Below are 19,618 nucleotides of genomic sequence, written 5' to 3' on the forward strand. Positions count from 1 at the left end.
TAAAACAAAAATCCCCTACCTCATCGGTAAGGGATTTAAATTTTGAAGGGAATTATTTGCTTTTTGCTTCGTTACGTTTGTTAACAATTGTATTAATGATTAATGTTACCACCAATATTGCGGCAATCGTTCCCAACGAAATCGGCGTTGGAATATGGTAGATGTCAATAAGCAGCATTTTTATACCAATAAAGCTTAAAATTACCGCTAAGCCATATTTTAACATTGAGAACTTCTCTGCGACCCCTGACAGCAAGAAATACATCGCACGTAACCCTAAAATAGCAAACAAGTTAGACGTTAAAACAATAAACGGGTCAGTGGTCACTGCGAAAATAGCAGGAATACTATCCACTGCAAATATGACGTCGCTGATTTCAACTAAGATCAACACTAAAATCAGTGGCGTTGCAAACAACACACCATTACGTTTAATAAAGAATTTTTCACCATGCAGCTCATCCGTCATCCGAAGATGTGAACGCACCCACTTCACTAACGGTTTATCATTAATTGGCGAGTCATCTTCTTTGGCAAAAGCCATTTTAAGCCCCGTAAACAGTAAAAATAGGCCGAAGATATATAAAATCCAACTAAACTGTGTAACCAACCAGCTACCAGCAAAAATCATGATAGTTCTTAATACGATAGCGCCCAAAACACCATAAACTAAGACTCGGCGCTGTAAACTGGCTGGAATGGCGAAATAGCTAAATAACATCAACCAAACAAAAACGTTATCCACTGCCAAGGCTTTTTCTAACAAGTAACCCGTTAAAAATGCCATCGTTTGGCTATCAGCAAATTCACGGCTCACATTATCATTGAGATACCACCAAAAACCTGCCGCAAAAATTAGCGAAAGCGTGACCCACACAATACTCCAAGCTGCAGCTTGCTTCATCGACATGGCTTGGCCTTTGTGTTTACCCTGCCAAAACAAATCGATAAGTAACATAAGTAAAATAATAACTGCAAAACTACCCCATAAAACAGGGTTACCGACTGAGTGCATTTTCCTATCCCTTAAAAAACAAAAAACGGCTGATATCCAGAAGACATCAGCCGCTTAAAATTCTTTAACCTCAAGGAGTTATCTATTGGTTGTAAATTATGAGCAAACCTCGCCTTCTGGCAAGGTCTCACTTACAACACAATTAACCCAAGGACAGGCACTGTGGTGCTCGGCTACCGGGTGTAATGTGTACACCGTAATGACGATAAACCGACAAGAAGAAGTTACTCCCCTTTGCTATGCGCGAAATATACGGTAAATAATCTTAAAATGCAATAATTAGCTATCTTAGATTTAACGATGTTTTTTTGTGTTAAAAAATAAATTAACTTCAAATTTTTGCATTTCATAGCGAGAAACCTCTACTAACGTGCGTTTTTAGCCAGTTTCCCTTGTTACAATTGGTATGATTAATTGTAAAAATACGGCTCAACTTAAATGAATTCTAAAAATATGCTTAAAATTTGCTGTTTAGTTATTTTCTGTTTTGTTAAAGTGGGCGTGCTTTACACTAACAGCCTGAGGAAACAACGCTTTCACTCAGGTATTCACTTAATCCATTTCTCCCTGCCCAACAACAAGTTTGTTGCTGTTATTGCCGTTTAGGAAACATTAATGGAATTAGTTAAAGAACTTTTTTTTGCCCTTTGGCACCAAGATTATGTCACGCTCTCTAACCCATCATTGATGTGGGCTATCTACCTTATGCTGTTTGCTATCCTGTTTCTTGAAAATGGGGTTTTACCCGCAGCCTTTTTGCCTGGTGATAGCTTATTGATTTTAGTGGGTGTTCTGATTGCGAAAGGCACCTTGAGCTACCCTCTAACCATCGTGATTTTAACAGCAGGCGCAAGCTTAGGTTGCTGGGTAGGTTATATACAAGGTCGCTGGTTAGGAAATACAAAGATAGTCAAAGGCTGGCTCGCACATCTCCCTGAACATTATCACCAACGGGCTCATGGCTTATTCCACCGCCATGGTCTTGCTGCTCTGTTAATAGGTCGTTTTCTCGCCTTCGTAAGAACATTACTGCCGACCATTGCAGGTTTAGCAGGCTTGAAAAATGCTCGCTTCCAAGTGTTTAACTGGTTGAGTGGCTTATTGTGGGTGCTTATTTTAACCGCTATAGGTTATGGTTTTGGTAAAAGCCCGATTTTCCAGCAATATGAACATCGTATTATGAATGTATTGATGTTAATCCCTGTTTGTCTGTTAGTTATCGGTTTAGTCGGCAGTATTGCTGTCGTTGTAAAGAAAAAACTGTCAGGCAAAAAAGCAAACTAATTCAATTTGCGGGGGCGTTTTGCTTCCCCGCATTTTCACTTTTACTCATTTTTACTTTTCTGTTTATTCTCTGCAAAAAACTTCATTAATCTACTGATTAAACCGCTATTTTTTAGAATACTCTATTTGTCATTTTTTGTTTATTACACATAACAATTCCGAATATTTGATTGCACTTAGTGTAAAAATCGCTATTGTTAATACTACGAATGCGCTTTTTCTATTGATAGGAGGTTGTATATGTCATCGAATCATTCATCAGACGAACTACGTGCGGAGCTCCGTGCTTTAGCCGATTCTCTGGAAGCGATGCTTAGTGATACCGGCGAAAAATCGAAAGAAGAGATCGAAAGCTTAAAATCAAAAGCACAAGAAGCACTGTGCTCATCTCGCGCAAAACTCGGTCAAACCACCGAAAGGATCACCGAGCAAACCAAAGAAATTGCGGGGCGCGCAGATAACTACGTAAAAGAAAACCCATGGACAGGCGTCGGTATTGGCGCAGCAGTGGGTGTTGTTCTTGGCGTGTTACTCGCTAAACGTTAATTGCTTATGGAACCAAACCAGCAACGCCAGGGCCCCGGTAAAGGGGTCCTTGAAACTTTACGGCGCATTGCCAATATTTCAGTGGGTATGGTGCAAACGCGTCTAGAGTTAATCGCCGTTGAGCTAGAAGAAGAAAAGCTCAACCTTATCCAACTTCTTTTATTGGTTGGTTTAACGCTACTCTTCACCGCATTTGGTTTGATGTGCTTACTCGGCTTAATTTTTTGGTCTGTTGACCCAATTTACCGTTACCAAGCACTGGCGATGACAACAGGTGCATTAATCCTGCTTGCCATTATTTTTGCCATTTGGGCGTTAAAAAAGGCAAAACAATCAACCTTACTAGGTGCAACACGGGAGCAACTCGCTCAAGATGCCAACGCGTTAGCGAGAAAGGATGATGAACAAAAATAAGCAGCAATTACTGGTAGCCAAAAAGCAGCGCTTAATTAGAAGAATTGAGCGCCAACGCCAAGAGTTGGCTGAAACGTCCTCTGACTGGCTACACACTACCGCACCTTATGACCGTGCTTGGCAAACGATCATGACCTTTCGCCCTTTAGTCATTGCCGCCACAGGCTTGCTCTCCGTCTACTCCCTTCGCAAACCACAAAAAATTCTATTATTAGGTCGAAAAGCCATCACTATTTGGGGCCTAGTTCGTTCAATTCAAAGCGCAATTCAAACCAGCAAAAAATAACCGCCCCTCCTTCTGAGAATAATTCATTATTATTCAATAGGATAAATAACATATCTTTCTAGTTTTTATTTCTCCAATAAGTTCATTCAATTTTTTTGTCTATCTTTGTTAATAACCTTAGCTTTTTATTGAATGAGCAAATAGCTACCATAAGCCCATCAAATGATTTCTAGCCAATTTGTGCTAAAAATAACTTTATAAAGCGACATATATCGCAATTAACTCATATTTAATGACTTATTAGTCTGGAGAATCTCGATGAAAAATTTAGAAAGTGGTGCGATATTATTGGCCCGTATCATGATGCCAATCCTGTTTATTGTCGCTGGATATGGAAAATTGGGTGATGCTTATGCAGGCACACAACAATATATGCAAGCCATGGGTGTTCCTAGCTTCTTATTACCTTTAACAATTTTATTAGAATTAGGCGGCGGATTAGCGGTTCTGTTTGGCTTCTTAACTCGTACCGTTGCTTTGTTCACTGCAGGTTTCACTGTATTAACCGCATTGCTGTTCCACATCGACTTTAGTGTGGCACCAAACAGCTTGATGTTTATGAAGAACTTTACTATCGCGGGCGGTTTCTTACTGTTAGCGGTTACAGGCCCAGGTAAATTTAGTATCGATCATTTACTCGGCAAAAAATGGTAATACGCGTTTCATATCACCCTTATTGATTTCTGATTTGTCTTCATTTGTTTGTCCAACTTACACCTCCCTCGGGAGGTGTTTTTTTATTCAAAATAATTGTTTTGAAGTTAATAGAAACTAAATCATCGTTATCAGTAAATGAAAATTAATCTGAGCAGCTTTATTTATTCTTGTTGAATCACCACTAATATCACGCGGCTCGTAAACTCTAAATAGTTTGGAGTTGTAGGTAGGCGGCAAATTGAGTCATCCCGTGAGCATACATATGTGACTCGGGTGACTCAATGAAGCCAACACCCCTACGACTCAAAATATGACGAGTTTACACCCTAAATAATTTAGGGATCTCACGCAAACACCACGACTTCGCCTCCCCCATACTATCCCTCCGCCACGCCATAATAATTGTCGTCTCATGGCTAAACTCGGCCCCGACAACTTTCAAGCGCCCTTCGCGAATATCTTGCTCCACCAACGGATACGGCATTGTCGCTACACCAAGTCCAGCTAATAATGCATTACGCTTATCTTCGATACTAGAAACCGTCAAACGCTGCTGTTTATCCAACAATTGTACGGTGATCACAGGACGTTCACGAGCTGTATCAGCAACGGCAATCCCACGGTATTTCACTCTCGTTACATCAGAAAGTGGCTCTGGCTCTTGATGGATGGGATGATCTGGACTCGCTACGTAAATATGGTTAATGGTATATAACGGCTTCGAGTTAATTTCTGACGATGAACGAAAGTGCATATCGGGCGCAATCACAATATCTGCCTTACCACTTTCAAGACGCTCCCATGCGCCTGCCAGCACTTCCGTAATCAATGATAATTGCGTTTCTGACTTTTCAGCCAAACGCTCCACTAATGGGAACAACGACTGGGCTGGCACCAATGCCTCACAAACAATTGTTAAATGGGTCTCCCAACCTTTAGCAAGTGCTTCAGCATCTGATGTCAGCTTATCCGCCGCTTCGAGTAAAATACGGCCTCTATCCAGCAGCATTCTGCCGACATTGGTAAATTTAGTTCTATGTCCTGAACGGTCAAACAAAATTACATCGAGCTCTTCTTCTAACTTTTGCATGGTATAGCTTAGCGCGGATGGCACTCGACCTAACTCCTCTGCTGCCGCTGCAAAACTGCCACGTCGGTCGATTGCATCCATCACCCTTAATGATTCAAGCGTTAATGCTCTCTCTTTACTCATGATGTATCTCTTTCAGGAAATTTGAACAAGGGAAACAGATTAACTGGCTAACAATTCAACGTCCAGCTATTTATTATAACAATAGATTATTAACTTATTATTTGGATGAGGGTTAACCATTATGATGACATTAAGACCCGTTAACCATTGCGGAAAAGCAGACTATGGTTGGCTACAAGCTCGCTATGCTTTTTCTTTCGGCCACTATTTTGACCCAGACTTTATGGGATTCAAAACATTAAGAGTACTGAACCAAGAGGTTATAGCGCCGCAAAACTCATTACAGCCAAGAATGTATCCCCATGTCGATATATTAAACATCGTGCTAAAAGGGCATGCGCAATACCGTGATAGCTTGGGGAATACCATTGATGCAAACGAAGGTGATTGCGTACGATTTTCACCCCGCCCAGACCTGAGTTACAGCGAGCAGAATATCTGCCCACAGACGCCATTAACACGCCTACAACTTTGGTTAAATGCATGTCCACAGCAAGAGTCATTACCGTTGCAGAAAGTGACGATTTCTGAAAATGAAAATTGCCTTGTGGCATCGCCAGATGGCGAAAAAAACAGTATTCAGTTACGTCAACAAATTTGGATAAACCAAATTCACTTAGCGCCAAAGTCATCATCCATGATATCCATAAAAGGCCAAAATGCCTTTTTGCAATCAATACATGGTGGCGCCACTTTGCGCAATAAACACGGTGAGACTTTAACCATGAATTGTAATGATGGGGTCTTTTTACAAAATGAAGACGAGTTTGAAATTACTGCTGATAAAGATTTTCGCGGTTTATTGATTGACCTAGGTGAACAAAACTAAGTTTACTGGCAACTCCCTGTCACCATTAATCCAGAATCCCTCATATTTAGTCAAGTATGAGGGAAAATTTGCGAACCGTTTCGCAAATTTAATCATTTACATATCCTATATATTGACAAGCCTGTGATAGAGTCCAGCCATTAGCGAGTGAGAAATTTAACTATTTTTTACTCAATGGCTTTTTTCGTTTTGATTTTAAAGGTGTTTTCGTGGCGCTATTCACTCAACAACGGCACAATCAAATTTTTGCCCAAATTCTCAATGAGGTTGTTCCTCAAGATGAACTTGCCAAGCGTTTTTCCGTTTCAACGCGGACAATCCGTTCTGATATCAATGAAATCAATGAATTGATTGAAGAATATCACGCACATATCGTGTATGAACGGGGGCGTGGTTACCGTTTAAAAGTTGAAGATGAAACCCTATTTGCCACCTTTACACAACGTAGCGAAGAAGACAGCGTTATCCCTCGCACCAGCAAAGAACGTATTGATGCGTTATTATTGAAATTATTAATGTTGTCCCTTCCCGTCAAGCTTGATGACATTGCGGAAGAGTGGTTCGTCAGTCGCGGTACGCTGCAACAAGATATGGGTGCAGTCAGGGAGCAGCTACAAAAATACCAAATTGCGCTGGAAAGTATTCCACATCAAGGTATTCGCCTCAATGGCAGCGAATGGGCGATTCGTGCTTGTATGACAGAAACCTTATGGCGCCGTTATTCGGAGCAAATCACGCCTGATTTAACCACATTCCGCCCAGATAGCTTGGATAATTTGGATTTAACCTATATTGATAAAGTGCTTCATAACAGTATGAATCGCTTTGATATTCGTATTAGCAATGAGGGGCATCTCTACCTCGTTTTTAACTGCGCCGTGACCATTTTACGCATCACTCGGGGCCATGAACTCACCACCCCCTTCAAAAATGATGAAGCGGAAGAAGTGATCCGCAAAGCCAGTGATGAAATATCAAAAGGGCTAATTTACTTTCTGGGGAATGACCTCTCTAATGCGGAACTCAGCTATTTACATGACCAAATTATTGCCCAGCGCATTAGCCACCAAGACTCATCCACACAAAAAAGTGGCAGCCACAATGAGCTTTCAGAATATATCTTGAATTATATTAACGAGTTATATAACTATGATTTACGAAACGATGAAAAGCTTAAAAAAGATCTCAACACGCATCTTGCCGCGCTGATCACGCGCCTGCAGTACCATATTTCCACACCAAATCCGCTTTTATCTGATATTAAACAGTATTATCCGTTCGCCTATGATGTCACGCTCAGTGCGTTAACCAGTGCGAGTAAGCAATTACTTCCTCACCCCATCAGTGAAGACGAACTAGGCTACCTTGCAGTTCATATTGGTGTGAGCCTTGAGCGTAACTATGGTGCTGGCTCGATACGCCAAACCGAGGTGCTCGTTGTTACGGATGCAGGGAACTCAACGTTCCGTGTGGTTGAGTCAAAAATTATGCGCGAATTTCCACAATTGAAATTTAGCCGCGGGCTAACCTTGCAAGAATATGAATCGCTGAGTGAAGTGAGTGAAGATTTTGTGATCACGACAGTGAGAATTTCTGAAAAAAATAAACCTGTTATCAAAATCGCGCCCTTTCCAACGCCTTACCAATTAGAGCAAGTTGGGCGACTCGCGATGGTGGATCAAACGCGTCCTTACATTATCGAGCGTTTTTTTGACGAACGATTTTTTATGGTGATTAACGAAAAAATCAGCCAAGAAGCGTTATTTCAAACGGTTTGCCATAAACTACAGCAAGAAGGTTACGTCACACCTGAATTTTACCCATCTTTGCAAGAGCGTGAGTCCATCGTTTCCACCCTTTTAGGTGAAGGTATCGCCCTGCCCCATTCATTAGGTTTATTGGCAAACAAGACCGTTGTTGCAACGGTTGTCGCACCCAAAGGCATTGAATGGAATCAAGAAACCAAAGAAAATGCCTATGTTATTTTCCTACTCGCTATCAGTAAGGCAGATTATGAAGAAGCGATGGCGATTTACGATTTATTCGTCACCTTTGTGAAAGAAAAAACCACGCGCCGCCTTATTAGTGTAAAAAACTTCAATGAATTCCAAGTGATCGCCAAGGACAGCTTGGCAAGGGTGCTGTAGCCCTCGTGCAACTTCCACTTCCAGGTGGAAAAGTGGGAGTTGCCGTCTTTTACGTGATCCTAACCACAACTCTACGAAATCTTTTTCTCGTCATACTTGCAGGTTTTACCCCCTAAACGGCTAAGTGGAAACAATAACCACCAAAAGTAACCGACTCTAATTTTCTATTTCCACTTATCCTTCCAATTGTATGCTCCATTTCCAGTTATACCACAAAAAATATATCCATTTGATTTTATTAAAATTAATTATATCCCCTCATCAGTCTAGTCGCTTACTGATGATTGATACATGTCAATTTTTCCATTTAACTTCCAAATAGTCTAAATAATGAACTAATTTTACTTAGTTTGATTTCCAAATTATTTCCACTTCTAAGTGGAAATTCACTGCCTGCAAAAAGTGCCAATAAGCGTCTAATGTATAAGACATGAAGGAACAGAGTAGTCTAACTAGCAATATTACTTTGGATTTTAAATAGTTATGAGTGAATCAGTTGTCGTTTTTCAAATGTTAGAGCACGATCTTGATATTGATGAGGTCACACAAAAACTGCTGGCAGTGATTACTGACTGGCTCAAGCAAGAGGACTGCTACACCACCGATGTACAACAACAAATGTTGGAGTCTCATCTACGTGCCATGGTAGCGAGAGCGAAAACTGGCGAAGCATTACCTGAGGTTGATATCAGTCTATTCGATGAGATATCTCAACATTCGATTTCATTAGCTCAGCGAGTTGTCGATACGCTCCCTGGCTTAGCACCAGAAGAGACATATTTGCTTTCTGTTCATTTTGAAGTCGTTCGTTCAAATGATTAATTTTTAAGTTGTAGGATTGGAGAATATTTATATGAAACAGATCGTTATTGTGATCGGAGACCGTTTAGGTAAAGGGCAAAAAGTTGCCGCAGGCGTTGAAGCAGCTGGCGGAAAAGCGATTGTTGTCCCAGGTGTGGCAGCAGATATGAAACTCGGTGATGTCATGAACGCAGAGCAAGCCGACCTTGGGATTTCATTTTGTGGCAGTGGCGGCGCAGGCGCTATCACCGCTCAAACCAAATATGGCTATAAAGCTCGTTATGGGATGCGCTCTATTGAAGAGGGAGAAACCGCCATTGCAGAGGGTTGCAATGTATTAGGTTTCGGTTTTATGGACAAGGAAGAGTTAGGCGAGCGCTTAGTTAAAGCATTTAATAAAAAATACGGCAACGCTTAATGAAAAAATCGATCGAAACGACAGTACGGGTGACAGGGCAAGGCGACACCAAGCAAAAAGCCATTGCGGACGCCTTAAATTCGATTCAAAAAACCGTACTGAAAAACAGCACAGACATCATCCTGCGGATAGAACCAAAGGATGTTGAGGTTGTTAGTGCTCACTCGCACTCGCGGACAGAAAAATTTCTTTTCATCTTTTTGCCACGCAAACGTGAACATTTCCGTGTTGTACTCGACGTTTCGCTGGATGTCACCTTACTTTCTGTCAACGAAATACCATTTACAGAACAATAATAGCAATCAGGTCTGGAGTTAATTCCATGAGTGAAACTGCATCTTTTTTAGAAATATTGGGCATGTCCCTCATTATCGGTGGGCTCTGCGGCTTCGGTTTAGGCGCAGGCGCGGCACGTATGTTCCACGCACCGACCGTGCAAGGGATGGGGGCATTTCGTACATTGGGCGAACTTAACGCATGTGAAGGCGACCCTGCATCTCACTTCTCTTTCGGCTTAGGGTTCTTCTTTAACGCATGGGCATCGTCCGTTGCTGCGGGTGCATTCACGCAAGACGTTGACCACCGTATCATCCCAAACTGGGGGGCTGCGGCACTTTTAACTAAAAACCGTAATGTAGCAGAAACCCTACATAACCCGAAAAAAATGGCCATTGCCTGTGCCATCATCGGGGCATTTGTGGTGGCCTTCTTAAATACCACCGCATCCGCTGTTCCTGCAGCACTGCAAACCACGGCAATTAACGTTCTCGTTCCTGCAGCAAACCTGCTGGTGAATACGGTGATGCCAGTGATTTTCTGGTTAGCAGCGATGGATGCAGGCCGCCGTTCTGGTTTCTGGGCAACGCTGTTCGGTGGTTGTGCTCAGCTAATCATGGGTAATGCTATCCCTGGTTTAGTATTAGGTATCTTGATAGGTAAAGGCGTTGATGATAACGGCTGGAACCGCATCACACGCACAATGATGATAACAGTCGTTCTATTGTTCGTTCTGAGTGGCTTCTTCCGTGAGTTTGACCTGAAAATGATCACCTCTTTCAACCTAGACAAACCACTGTGGCTTGAATACGTCCACGGACTGCTGAGCGGGAAATAATCATGACAACTGAAATTAATAAAGACGATTTTTGGTACGCCGAGTGGTCATTCCCCATCTTTGTTGGGCTGCTATCAGCAGGGATCTTCGCAGGTACCCATATGTACGTGGTTTACGGGTTCGGCGCATTTAACGAAGTGGCTTTTGTCGCCATGTTACGCGCAGGGCTCGACACTGGGGTTTACGGTGCAGTAGCGGCATTCGGTGCGAGTTTCTTATTCGCTCGAATTATCGAAGGTTCACTGGTAGGGATTTTGGATATCGGTGGCGCATTGCAAACAGGGATTGGCCTTGGTGTCCCCGCTCTGTTCCTCGCGGCTGGCTGGGATATTTTAGTCACTAACTTTTGGATTTCGTTACTGACAGGCTTATTCCTTGGCGTATTAATCGGTTTACTGATTGTTTTTGCACGTAAATTCACTATTGCTCAAGCCAACTCAACCTTTGGCGCTGACGTCATGATGGGTGCAGGTAATACTTCAGGCCGATTCTTAGGCCCACTGATTATCTTAGCGGCAATGGCGGCATCCATTCCAATCGGGATCGGTTCACTGATTGGCGCTCTAATTTTCTATGTATGGCAAAAACCCGTTGCTGGCGGGGCAATTTTAGGTGCGATGTTATTCGGTTATTTCTTCCCTATCGTTGCTTAATACGCATTATCCCGGGGCATATGCCCTGGGTCACTAGGCAGCAAAAACACTGCGGTTTGCATCATTTAGAACACACTTTTAAGCATGATCTAAATAATTCAAATTGCAGCTAGGCAGCAAATGACGATAACCCTAGGCGCATATATCTGCATGTGGTTAGGGCCTTGAAAAACTGCGATTCGTATCATTTAGAATAAACATTTAAGCATACTCTAAATAATTCAAATTGCAGCTAGGTGGCAAACGACGATATCCCTAGGAGCATACAAAAGTATGTGACTAGGGTAGCGGAAGAGCAGCCAACAACGCTGCGGTTTGAAGTATGACGAGTATGAAGAAGGTAACTACATGTACACACTCATCATCAAACACGGTAAACGTATCGACGGCACCATTATCGATATACTGATTAAAGACGGAAAAATCGAGGCAGCAGGCCCAGAGTTAGCCTGCAACCAACAAGCTGACAAAGTGATTGACTTGAAAGGGAAAACGTATGTCAGCGCGGGATGGATTGATTCTCATGCACACTGTTTTGCCGAATCACCAATCTACTTTGATGATCCCGATTTAGCAGGCGCTGCGGGCGGCGTTACCTCACTGGTTGATGCGGGGAGTGTGGGCGCTGACGATATTGATAAATTTTATCAATTAACCAAAAAGTCCAAAACCAACGTCTTTTCTTTGTTGAATATTTCACGAATTGGCATCATTGCACAAAATGAATTGTCCGATATGAACAATATCAACGAAGTGTGTTTTCAAGAGGCTATCGAACGCCACCAAGGCTTTGTCGTGGGAATGAAAGCCCGTATGAGTAAAAGCGTTGTGGGTGAAAATGGCATCGCACCACTGATTCAAGCCAAAGAGATGCAGAAAAAACACCATCTCCCATTGATGGTGCATATCGGTAATAACCCACCAGATATTGATGAAGTCGCTGATTTGCTCACGCGTGGCGATATCATCACACACTGCTTTAATGGTAAACCCAATAAAATTTTAGGTGACGATGGCTATCTTAAACCCTCAATTGCTCGAGCTCTGGCACGTGGTGTGATTTTAGATGTCGGCCATGGCGGTGAAAGTTTTAGCTTTAAAGTCGCTGAACAAGCCATGCGTATTGGTACATACCCTGACATTATCAGCTCCGATATTTATCATCGCAACCGTGTAAATGGCCCTGTTTACAGCCTTGCATTTGTGATGACTAAATTCCTGTGCATGGGCTTTAGCGCAGAGCAAATTTTACGTTGTGTTACAGAAAAAGCCGCTAATTTCTTATCGCTGCCTGCGAAAGGGTATTTGAGACCTGGTTTCGATGCAGACATTACGTTGTTTGATCTGAAAGAAGAACAAACTGAACTCACTGACGCAGAAGGCGAACATCGCGTAGGTACGCACCGCTTTGTTCCTATTGCCGCTATCGTTGGTGGTAAACATATTATTCATGCACAAGGCGAATCCGAATATGCAATCGATTTATGAGAAATATCAGTTAAAACACGTTATCAACGCGTCTGGCCGCATGACCATTCTAGGCGTATCGACACCAACGCCTGAAGTTGTTGAACGTGTCGCTTACGGACTTAATAATTACTTTGAAATTAAAGATTTAGTCAATAAAACAGGTGAATACATCGCCAATTTATTGAATGTCGAAGCTGCTGTTGTGGTCTCTTGCGCCTCAGCAGGTATTGCCCAAGCCGTTGCGGGTGTAATTGTGCAAGACGATGATGACTTATTATTGAACCTGCATTCATCGGAAAAAGTTGTTCCGCGTGAAATTATTTTACCGAAAGGCCATAACGTCAACTTTGGTGCGCCAGTTGACACAATGGTGTCTTTAGGCGGCGGAAAAGTCATTGAAGCGGGCTTTGCAAACGAATGCAGTGCAGCCCAATTAGCCGCAAAAATCACCCCAAATACGGCAGCAATTTTGTATATCAAATCCCATCATACCGTGCAAAAAAGTATGTTAACCGTCGAGCAAGCGGCTAAAGTGGCACATGACCACCAGCTGCCATTGATTGTTGATGCTGCCGCAGAAGAAGAGTTAACCGCTTATTACCAAGCGGGTGGCGATATTGTGATTTACAGTGGTGCAAAGGCCATTGAAGGGCCGACCAGTGGCTTAGTCGTTGGTAAAAAACAGTATATTGAGTGGGTAAAACGCCAAAACCAAGGTATTGGCCGTGCCATGAAAGTGGGTAAGGAAGGCATTTTGGGCTTAACCCTTGCCATCGAACAGTACTTAACTGCACAAAAAGAAACTGGCGCAGAAATGGTCACGCGAATGGCGAAGTTTATCAGTGATCTAAATGCCATAAAGGGCATTTCAGCCCAAGTCGTCTGGGACGCCGCAGGGCGCGACATCGCCCGTACCGAAATCAGCTTCGATGAAAAAGTGATTGGTAAAACAACCTACCAAATTATGGCTGACTTAAAACAAGGCGATACCGCGATTTACTTCCGTGAATATAAAGCCAACGAAGGGAAAGTCGAGGCGGATATCCGCAGCGTCAGTACTGATCAACTTGATGTTATTTCAAAGAATATTCGCTTGTTAGTAGAAGGAATTTAAGATGAAACTGTCACCGAATTTTTACCGTGACCGCGTTTGTTTAAATGTATTGGCTGGCAGCCACCAAAATGCCAAAGATATCTATGCCGCCGCAGAAACCTTTGTTGTCGTCGGTGTATTATCTAAAAACTACCCTGATTTAGACAGTGCTATCGCTGATATGCGCATTTATGCCAAAGAAACGGACAATGCATTATCTGTGGGTCTCGGTGCAGGTGACCCGAATCAATCCACAATGGTCTCCTTGATTTCAAAAGAAATTCAGCCACAGCACGTCAACCAAGTGTTTACAGGAGCGCCAATCAGCCGTGCGTTATTAGGCCAAAATGAGACATTTGTGAATGCGCTGATTTCCCCAACGGGCACTATTGGCATGGTGAAAATTTCCACGGGCCCATTAAGCTCCCAAGCCCCTGACGGTATCGTCCCTATCGAAACCGCAATTATGATGCTAAAAGACATGGGAGCTGACTCTGTTAAATTCTTTAATATGAAAGGGTTAACCTATATTGAAGAATATAAAGCTATCGCTCAAGCCTGTGCCAAATTTGATTTTTCTTTAGAGCCGACGGGCGGCATTGACCTAGACAATTTTGCCGAAATTTTGCAAATCGCCCTCGATGCAGGCGTGAAGAAAATCATTCCTCATATTTATAGTTCAATTATTGATAAAGATACGGGCAATACACGCCCAGAAGATGTGCGTCAGTTATTGCAGATGGTTAAGCAAGCGGTTAATTGATGCGTTAAAAGCAGTAAAAAGAAGTCAGAAAATAAATATAAGCGAACGTTACAAACTGAGTCATTGTGACAAAGTGACCAAAACAACAAATGCCCCACTCATCTTGTCTGTGTGGGGCTTTTTTTCATTCTCTATCAATGACCTATGCTTCGCGCATTCGGTATAATATGAAACCAATAATTATCTGGCACAGGGCTATCCCATACCTCGAAGAAAGCAGCAATACCAATCATGATAAATAAAATTGCCAAGGTCAAAGCCATCATAACAATCCCTGATAATGGAAATTGACGTTTTTGCGTGGGTATTTGCAGTGAAAAATCCAGCGTTGACGCAACTGGGCAGGATTCCACACAAGTCATACACCCCGTGCACTCCGCCGTTCTTACCTGAATGAGTTTATCCACTGGAATACGTGATGGGCAATTTTTTGCACATTTTCCACAATCAATACAACTTTCCACATTTCGGCGAATTTTAACGGGAGAAAGTAGTGAGAATAGCCCCAACAGCGCGCCATAAGGGCAGAGATAACGGCACCAAGCATTGCGAATAAACACACTCAGCACCACCAAAACTACCACACTAATCAATGCAAAATCGCTAATATGGCGAAAGAAATCCAACATTTTCACATCAATAATGATCCCATAAGGCGACATCATAAAGTATTGAATCATCTGCGCTGACATAGAAAATGCAATATAAAGAAAGAAGCTTAACAGCACATACTTTAGGCCTCGCAGGGGAATATCTAGCCATTTAGGGAGATTGATTTGATAGCGAAACAGTTTTTTCCCTAATTTCCCTGTATATTCCGATACTGTGCCTATTGGGCACATCCATGAACAAAAGGACTTTTTCAGCAATAAACTGATAAGAATAAAAGCCACTAACAGAAACATCGACGCCACATGAATAGGTGGGAAGCTCCCTGTTTCTAATGTGTATTTTAAGTTCATTAACCCCGCAATGGGTAGCCAGCCTTCAATACCTCCAGGACGTGGAAGGTACAACGTTTCCCCTCCAGTTTCGAAGTAACGTACCCAGTAATAGAAAGTAATACCGATATAAAGATTTATCGCCAGCAGTATAATTTGGACGACTTTTCGCCATGTTGAGGCATTTCGCCAGTCATTCCAAGGAAGCTTACCGCCCACCGTACCAGGGCGACGTTGGTACCTTACACGTGGTTTTTCTATCATGTCCACATATCTCTTTAACATGCATTATAAATACCACTATTGTATTTACATATTCACAAAGCGTATTGATTTACATCAGAGGGTTGTGACGTTGATGATTTGATGTAGCAAATGGTGAAGACAAACCAGAAAAGAAAGAAGAAAAGTGTTTTTATATTAAATCAAAAGATTATGATTTTTTCTAAATAGTTCGTGTTGTACCGAGGCGGCAAAATGAAGACAACGCGGGGAGCATACAAAAGTATGTGACCCGTGTGGCTGAATGCAGCCAACAAAGGTACAACGCGAAATATGACGCAAAAATAACAAAATCAGATTTTTTCTAAATAATTCGAGTTGTGCCAAGGCGGCAAAATGAGGAAATCCCTAGGAGCATACACCAGTATGTGACTAGGGTTGACGAATGACGCCAACACAGGCACAGCTTGAAGTATGACGAAAAAATGGGAGTTGGCCGATAAGCCGGGTTCTGTCGTGGACAACCATTCATCTAGGCCAGCACTTGCGCACTGGCTCCAGCAACCTACCCGAGTTCAATGCGGGCCGCACCATATGAACCCCTATTTGGTCTTGCTCCGGGTGGAGTTTACCGTGCCACGAACTGTTGCCAGTCGCGCGGTGCGCTCTTACCGCACCCTTTCACCCTTACCTGATCCTGTAAACAGGCCATCGGCGGTTTGCTCTCTGTTGCACTAGTCGTAGGCTTGCGCCTCCCAGACGTTATCTGGCACCCTGCCCTATGGAGCCCGGACTTTCCTCCCCTCTACCCGTCTCCCGAAGGGACTACGATAAAGCAGCGGTTGTCTGGCCAACTCCGCGGCGAATTATAGGCACTTTGCTACGGCTTGTACAGACTTTCGAACAGGCAATTGACGACTTAAGCCCTTGATAGCGCTATTTGCTTAAAAGTTATTCATCACCTTGATTATCTAACATCAATTTATACAGCATATTTTTCTTTAAACCGTAAATTTCGGCAGTAATCGCTGCTGCTTTTTTCGGGGGGAGCTCTTTTTGCAATAAATTGAGAGTGCGGATAACATCAGGTGAAATTGCTGAGTCATCTTCAGGTTTCTTATAACCCTCTACAACCAACACCATCTCACCTCGATGGCGGTTTTCATCTTCTTGCACCCAAGCTAACAACTCCCCCACAGGACGCCCCTCAATAGACTCCCACGTTTTTGTCAGTTCACGGGCTAACACAACATGGCGATCTGGTCCCCAGACTTCCACCATATCTGCTAAACTGTCTAGTAAGCGATGGGTTGATTCATAAAAAATTAGCGTTCGTGTTTCTTGTTCGAGTGATTGTAAAACGTCCTTCCGGCCTTTTGTTTTCGCAGGTAAAAAACCCTCATAACAAAAACGGTCTGATGGTAAGCCCGCAGCTGATAGAGCAGTAATCGCCGCACAAGCACCAGGTAAAGGTACCACTCGAATACCCGCTTCACGACAGCGATTGACCAAATGATAACCTGGATCATTAATTAAAGGTGTACCTGCATCTGAGACTAATGCGATACTATCACCTTGATGAAGTTTGCTAATTAATTGATCTGCCTTTTGCTGTTCATTATGATCATGCAGAGCAAACAGTCGTGCATTTATCGCAAAATTTTGTAATAAAATGCCTGAATGCCGAGTGTCCTCTGCCGCAATAAGGTCAACATGTTTAAGAACATCCAGCGCGCGTTGCGTGATGTCGCCCATATTCCCAATCGGTGTTGGGACGATATACAGCGTGGATGCCATAACCACAGCTTGATTAGGTTGGTTCATTGTTTCATCCGAATAGCCGGTTTAAAATTAAGCAATTGAAAAATACACCATTGGATACAGTATGCGTCCTTCAATTTTTTTGCATTTGAAAAAAGGGTTAATCTGCACAGCAATGCTGTCCACATTTGCACTCTCTGGGTGCCAAATTGTCTCAGATTATTTTCCTTCCACCCAAAAAACACCTGAGCAAAGCACGTCCGATGCCAGCGGCTACCAAGCTATCATTGATGCGGCTCAAGGCAAACCCTCTCTGGAAGCACTTCGTGCCTACATTAGCCAAGAACCATTATTAAAGACAGCTGCCGAGCGCCAAGTTAACATCGATGGATTATGGAAGATGTTAACACAGTTGACACCAGATCAGATTCACGGAATTGGCGCAGAGGAAAATATTCTCCAAGGCTGGGTTGATCTGCTCGATATTTATCAAAATAACCAAGATGACCCTGATGCCCTCCGTGCGGGTTTTAACGACTGGAAAATGCGCTACTCCAACAACCCTGGTGCTGCGCTAGCCCCAACTCAGCTAATTCAAGCAATGTTACCGCGCGTCGGTAATAGCCCCAAAATTGCATTATTTCTCCCAATGAGCGGCCAAGGCAAAGTATTTGGTCAGGCCATCATGCAAGGGTTTATGGATGCACAAAAAGGCATTCCTCAAGGTTCAGCAACGCCAGCAAGAACAGCCCCGCAGCCGAGTAGCGGCAACGATGTGCTAGACCAAATTTATGCAGAAGTTGCGAATACCGCAGGCGACGTCCCCACAGATACAGACATCGTCTCCTCTAGCCTACAAATTGATGCTACACCTGTGAATACACAAACAATCAAAGTGTTTGATACCACAGGCAAGCAAATGCCCCAATTACTGGAACAAGCGAAAAACGAAGGTTTCAACCTCGTTGTTGGCCCGCTATTGAAAAATGATGTTCAAACTATCGCACAAATGGGTGCACCTGTTAGCGTATTAGCCTTGAATGAGTTGGATGCTAACCAATTACAGCCACGTCCAAATCTTTGCTATTTTTCGCTTTCTCCTGAGGATGAAGCGCAAAATGCTGCTGCGTATATGCGAGCACAAGGCAAGCAAATGCCATTGGTTTTAGTACCTGCTAATGCATTTGGAGATAGAATCGCCAAAGCCTTCGCTCAAGGGTGGCAATCAAAAGGTGGCGGTACGGTATTAATGCAAACCTTCGGTTCAGTGCCTTCTTTAAAAGAATCCATTAACCGTGGTGCAGGAATTCGAATGACGGGAACGCTGGTTAACACAGGTAACCCGCTAGGCGAAACAAGTGATGCAATTGACTCTGTTTATATCGTTGCAACTCGTGATGAACTCACACTGATTAAACCGATGATTGAAATGGCGATCAGTTCTCGCTCTCGCCCTGCACTTTATACTAGTTCTCGTAGCAACCAAGCAGGTTCAGGTGCAGACTACCGTTTTGAAATGGATGGCGTAAAATTTAGCGAAATCCCACTGCTTGCGGGAGCAAATAATAACCTACGCAAACAGGCGCAACAAAAACTGAATAATGACTATTCGTTATTCCGCCTGTATGCAATGGGTATTGATGCATGGTCATTAGCGAATAGCTATGACAAACTGCAACAAGCAGGGCAAGTGAGAATCAATGGTGCATCAGGAACATTAAGTACACAAGCTAACTGTGTGGTATTCCGAGAACTGCCATGGTTACAGTTTAAACAAGGGCAAGTTGTCCCTGCGCAATAAAAAAAGATGAGCCATCAGGATGATGGCTCAAACTGCTGACAAACCGATTAGCTTTGACTGCAGGTTGGATAGGTTTTGAAAATAAATTAGAAAAATCAATTTATTGGTTTTCGGCTGATAACACAAAGTAGGAAAAACCACGCTTTTATCCTGCTTTGTCAACAACCTCAGCCATCAGGATGATGGCTTT

General features: G+C 43.0%; 19 protein-coding genes, 1 other RNA gene and 1 pseudogene. 16 read left to right on the forward strand and 5 right to left on the reverse strand.

Annotated elements, in window-relative coordinates:
- Nucleotides 1-52 precede the first annotated feature (52 nt).
- Nucleotides 53-1,015 (reverse strand): TerC family protein, encoded by a 963-nt coding sequence (locus ACE2AL_RS16710; protein ID WP_206083590.1) that lies wholly within the window; start codon nt 1,013-1,015, stop codon nt 53-55.
- Nucleotides 1,016-1,630: 615 nt separating this feature from the next.
- Here ACE2AL_RS16710 and ACE2AL_RS16715 point away from each other — a divergent pair.
- From ACE2AL_RS16715 to ACE2AL_RS16735, 5 genes are all read left to right on the forward strand, one after another.
- A complete protein-coding gene (locus ACE2AL_RS16715) occupies nt 1,631-2,299 on the forward strand; it encodes a DedA family protein (protein WP_206083589.1) in 669 nt (222 codons plus the stop codon).
- A gap of 240 nt (nt 2,300-2,539) precedes the next feature.
- Nucleotides 2,540-2,845 (forward strand): YqjD family protein, encoded by a 306-nt coding sequence (locus tag ACE2AL_RS16720; protein ID WP_206083588.1) that lies wholly within the window; start codon nt 2,540-2,542, stop codon nt 2,843-2,845.
- A gap of 6 nt (nt 2,846-2,851) precedes the next feature.
- Nucleotides 2,852-3,259 carry a phage holin family protein gene (locus ACE2AL_RS16725; RefSeq protein WP_206083587.1) on the forward strand — a complete coding sequence of 136 codons (408 nt, stop codon included), beginning with the start codon at nt 2,852-2,854 and terminating at the stop codon, nt 3,257-3,259.
- Nucleotides 3,243-3,545 carry a YqjK-like family protein gene (locus tag ACE2AL_RS16730; protein WP_272539236.1) on the forward strand — a complete coding sequence of 101 codons (303 nt, stop codon included), beginning with the start codon at nt 3,243-3,245 and terminating at the stop codon, nt 3,543-3,545. Before ACE2AL_RS16725 ends, ACE2AL_RS16730 begins: the two co-directional genes overlap by 17 nt.
- Before the next feature lie 258 nt (nt 3,546-3,803).
- Entirely contained in the window at nt 3,804-4,199 is a 396-nt protein-coding gene (locus ACE2AL_RS16735; RefSeq protein WP_206083585.1) for a DoxX family protein, read from the forward strand.
- Between the two features lie 322 nt (nt 4,200-4,521).
- Here the strand turns inward: ACE2AL_RS16735 and ACE2AL_RS16740 are convergent, their stop codons facing one another.
- Nucleotides 4,522-5,415: a LysR family transcriptional regulator gene (locus ACE2AL_RS16740; protein WP_206083584.1), complete on the reverse strand. Its 894-nt coding sequence runs from the start codon at nt 5,413-5,415 to the stop codon at nt 4,522-4,524.
- 121 nt (nt 5,416-5,536) lie between these two features.
- On the opposite strand from ACE2AL_RS16740, the gene ACE2AL_RS16745 reads away from it, so the two are divergent.
- The 10 genes and pseudogenes from ACE2AL_RS16745 to ACE2AL_RS16790 all read left to right on the forward strand — a co-directional run bounded on the left by ACE2AL_RS16745 (nt 5,537) and on the right by ACE2AL_RS16790 (nt 14,703).
- Nucleotides 5,537-6,244, forward strand: a complete 708-nt coding sequence (locus ACE2AL_RS16745) for a pirin family protein (RefSeq protein WP_272539235.1) — start codon at nt 5,537-5,539, stop codon at nt 6,242-6,244.
- A 197-nt stretch (nt 6,245-6,441) separates the two neighbouring features.
- Nucleotides 6,442-8,391, forward strand: a pseudogene (locus ACE2AL_RS16750) (BglG family transcription antiterminator); the annotation flags it as partial.
- Nucleotides 8,392-8,874: 483 nt separating this feature from the next.
- A complete protein-coding gene (locus ACE2AL_RS16755) occupies nt 8,875-9,213 on the forward strand; it encodes a transcriptional antiterminator (RefSeq protein ID WP_272539234.1) in 339 nt (112 codons plus the stop codon).
- 31 nt (nt 9,214-9,244) lie between these two features.
- The gene (locus ACE2AL_RS16760; RefSeq protein ID WP_206083580.1) at nt 9,245-9,610 is read left to right on the forward strand and encodes an SFCGS family glycine-rich protein; all 366 of its coding nucleotides are present in this window, start codon (nt 9,245-9,247) and stop codon (nt 9,608-9,610) included.
- The gene (locus ACE2AL_RS16765) at nt 9,610-9,906 is read left to right on the forward strand and encodes a DUF4312 family protein (protein WP_047756106.1); all 297 of its coding nucleotides are present in this window, start codon (nt 9,610-9,612) and stop codon (nt 9,904-9,906) included. Before ACE2AL_RS16760 ends, ACE2AL_RS16765 begins: the two co-directional genes overlap by 1 nt.
- A 26-nt stretch (nt 9,907-9,932) precedes the next feature.
- The gene (locus ACE2AL_RS16770; protein ID WP_206083579.1) at nt 9,933-10,724 is read left to right on the forward strand and encodes a DUF4311 domain-containing protein; all 792 of its coding nucleotides are present in this window, start codon (nt 9,933-9,935) and stop codon (nt 10,722-10,724) included.
- 2 nt (nt 10,725-10,726) lie between these two features.
- Nucleotides 10,727-11,377: a DUF4310 family protein gene (locus ACE2AL_RS16775; protein ID WP_206083578.1), complete on the forward strand. Its 651-nt coding sequence runs from the start codon at nt 10,727-10,729 to the stop codon at nt 11,375-11,377.
- A 348-nt stretch (nt 11,378-11,725) separates the two neighbouring features.
- The gene (locus ACE2AL_RS16780) at nt 11,726-12,865 is read left to right on the forward strand and encodes an amidohydrolase/deacetylase family metallohydrolase (protein ID WP_206083577.1); all 1,140 of its coding nucleotides are present in this window, start codon (nt 11,726-11,728) and stop codon (nt 12,863-12,865) included.
- Nucleotides 12,849-13,961 carry a DgaE family pyridoxal phosphate-dependent ammonia lyase gene (locus ACE2AL_RS16785; RefSeq protein ID WP_206083576.1) on the forward strand — a complete coding sequence of 371 codons (1,113 nt, stop codon included), beginning with the start codon at nt 12,849-12,851 and terminating at the stop codon, nt 13,959-13,961. The genes ACE2AL_RS16780 and ACE2AL_RS16785 overlap by 17 nt, the downstream gene beginning before the upstream one ends.
- Before the next feature lies 1 nt (nt 13,962).
- The gene (locus ACE2AL_RS16790) at nt 13,963-14,703 is read left to right on the forward strand and encodes a KDGP aldolase family protein (protein ID WP_206083575.1); all 741 of its coding nucleotides are present in this window, start codon (nt 13,963-13,965) and stop codon (nt 14,701-14,703) included.
- A gap of 134 nt (nt 14,704-14,837) precedes the next feature.
- Here the strand turns inward: ACE2AL_RS16790 and ACE2AL_RS16795 are convergent, their stop codons facing one another.
- From ACE2AL_RS16795 to rsmI, 3 genes are all read right to left on the reverse strand, one after another.
- Nucleotides 14,838-15,908: a 4Fe-4S binding protein gene (locus ACE2AL_RS16795; RefSeq protein ID WP_375083709.1), complete on the reverse strand. Its 1,071-nt coding sequence runs from the start codon at nt 15,906-15,908 to the stop codon at nt 14,838-14,840.
- A gap of 442 nt (nt 15,909-16,350) precedes the next feature.
- Nucleotides 16,351-16,724: RNase P RNA component class A (rnpB, locus tag ACE2AL_RS16800), an RNA gene on the reverse strand.
- Between the two features lie 93 nt (nt 16,725-16,817).
- A complete protein-coding gene (rsmI, locus tag ACE2AL_RS16805; RefSeq protein WP_206083573.1) occupies nt 16,818-17,690 on the reverse strand; it encodes a 16S rRNA (cytidine(1402)-2'-O)-methyltransferase in 873 nt (290 codons plus the stop codon).
- A 61-nt stretch (nt 17,691-17,751) separates the two neighbouring features.
- On the opposite strand from rsmI, the gene ACE2AL_RS16810 reads away from it, so the two are divergent.
- On the forward strand, nt 17,752-19,428 hold the full coding sequence (locus ACE2AL_RS16810) for a penicillin-binding protein activator (RefSeq protein WP_206083572.1): 1,677 nt from the start codon (nt 17,752-17,754) through the stop codon (nt 19,426-19,428).
- Nucleotides 19,429-19,618 lie beyond the last annotated feature (190 nt).

The organism is Providencia xihuensis (genome assembly GCF_041953405.1).
In the GTDB taxonomy this organism is placed as follows: Bacteria; Pseudomonadota; Gammaproteobacteria; order Enterobacterales; family Enterobacteriaceae; genus Providencia; species Providencia vermicola.

Bases quoted from the DNA above. Each gene is read 5' to 3' on its own strand.
- ACE2AL_RS16780 (WP_206083577.1), top strand. From the start codon at position 11,726: ATGTACACACTCATCATCAAACACGGTAAACGTATCGACGGCACCATT.
- ACE2AL_RS16755 (WP_272539234.1), top strand. From the start codon at position 8,875: ATGAGTGAATCAGTTGTCGTTTTTCAAATGTTAGAGCACGATCTTGAT.
- ACE2AL_RS16710 (WP_206083590.1), bottom strand. From the start codon at position 1,015: ATGCACTCAGTCGGTAACCCTGTTTTATGGGGTAGTTTTGCAGTTATT.
- ACE2AL_RS16775 (WP_206083578.1), top strand. From the start codon at position 10,727: ATGACAACTGAAATTAATAAAGACGATTTTTGGTACGCCGAGTGGTCA.
- ACE2AL_RS16790 (WP_206083575.1), top strand. From the start codon at position 13,963: ATGAAACTGTCACCGAATTTTTACCGTGACCGCGTTTGTTTAAATGTA.
- ACE2AL_RS16760 (WP_206083580.1), top strand. From the start codon at position 9,245: ATGAAACAGATCGTTATTGTGATCGGAGACCGTTTAGGTAAAGGGCAA.
- ACE2AL_RS16785 (WP_206083576.1), top strand. From the start codon at position 12,849: ATGCAATCGATTTATGAGAAATATCAGTTAAAACACGTTATCAACGCG.
- ACE2AL_RS16725 (WP_206083587.1), top strand. From the start codon at position 2,852: ATGGAACCAAACCAGCAACGCCAGGGCCCCGGTAAAGGGGTCCTTGAA.
- ACE2AL_RS16735 (WP_206083585.1), top strand. From the start codon at position 3,804: ATGAAAAATTTAGAAAGTGGTGCGATATTATTGGCCCGTATCATGATG.
- ACE2AL_RS16810 (WP_206083572.1), top strand. From the start codon at position 17,752: ATGCGTCCTTCAATTTTTTTGCATTTGAAAAAAGGGTTAATCTGCACA.
- ACE2AL_RS16715 (WP_206083589.1), top strand. From the start codon at position 1,631: ATGGAATTAGTTAAAGAACTTTTTTTTGCCCTTTGGCACCAAGATTAT.
- ACE2AL_RS16795 (WP_375083709.1), bottom strand. From the start codon at position 15,908: ATGATAGAAAAACCACGTGTAAGGTACCAACGTCGCCCTGGTACGGTG.
- rsmI (WP_206083573.1), bottom strand. From the start codon at position 17,690: ATGAACCAACCTAATCAAGCTGTGGTTATGGCATCCACGCTGTATATC.
- ACE2AL_RS16770 (WP_206083579.1), top strand. From the start codon at position 9,933: ATGAGTGAAACTGCATCTTTTTTAGAAATATTGGGCATGTCCCTCATT.
- ACE2AL_RS16720 (WP_206083588.1), top strand. From the start codon at position 2,540: ATGTCATCGAATCATTCATCAGACGAACTACGTGCGGAGCTCCGTGCT.
- ACE2AL_RS16765 (WP_047756106.1), top strand. From the start codon at position 9,610: ATGAAAAAATCGATCGAAACGACAGTACGGGTGACAGGGCAAGGCGAC.
- ACE2AL_RS16730 (WP_272539236.1), top strand. From the start codon at position 3,243: ATGATGAACAAAAATAAGCAGCAATTACTGGTAGCCAAAAAGCAGCGC.
- ACE2AL_RS16740 (WP_206083584.1), bottom strand. From the start codon at position 5,415: ATGAGTAAAGAGAGAGCATTAACGCTTGAATCATTAAGGGTGATGGAT.
- ACE2AL_RS16745 (WP_272539235.1), top strand. From the start codon at position 5,537: ATGATGACATTAAGACCCGTTAACCATTGCGGAAAAGCAGACTATGGT.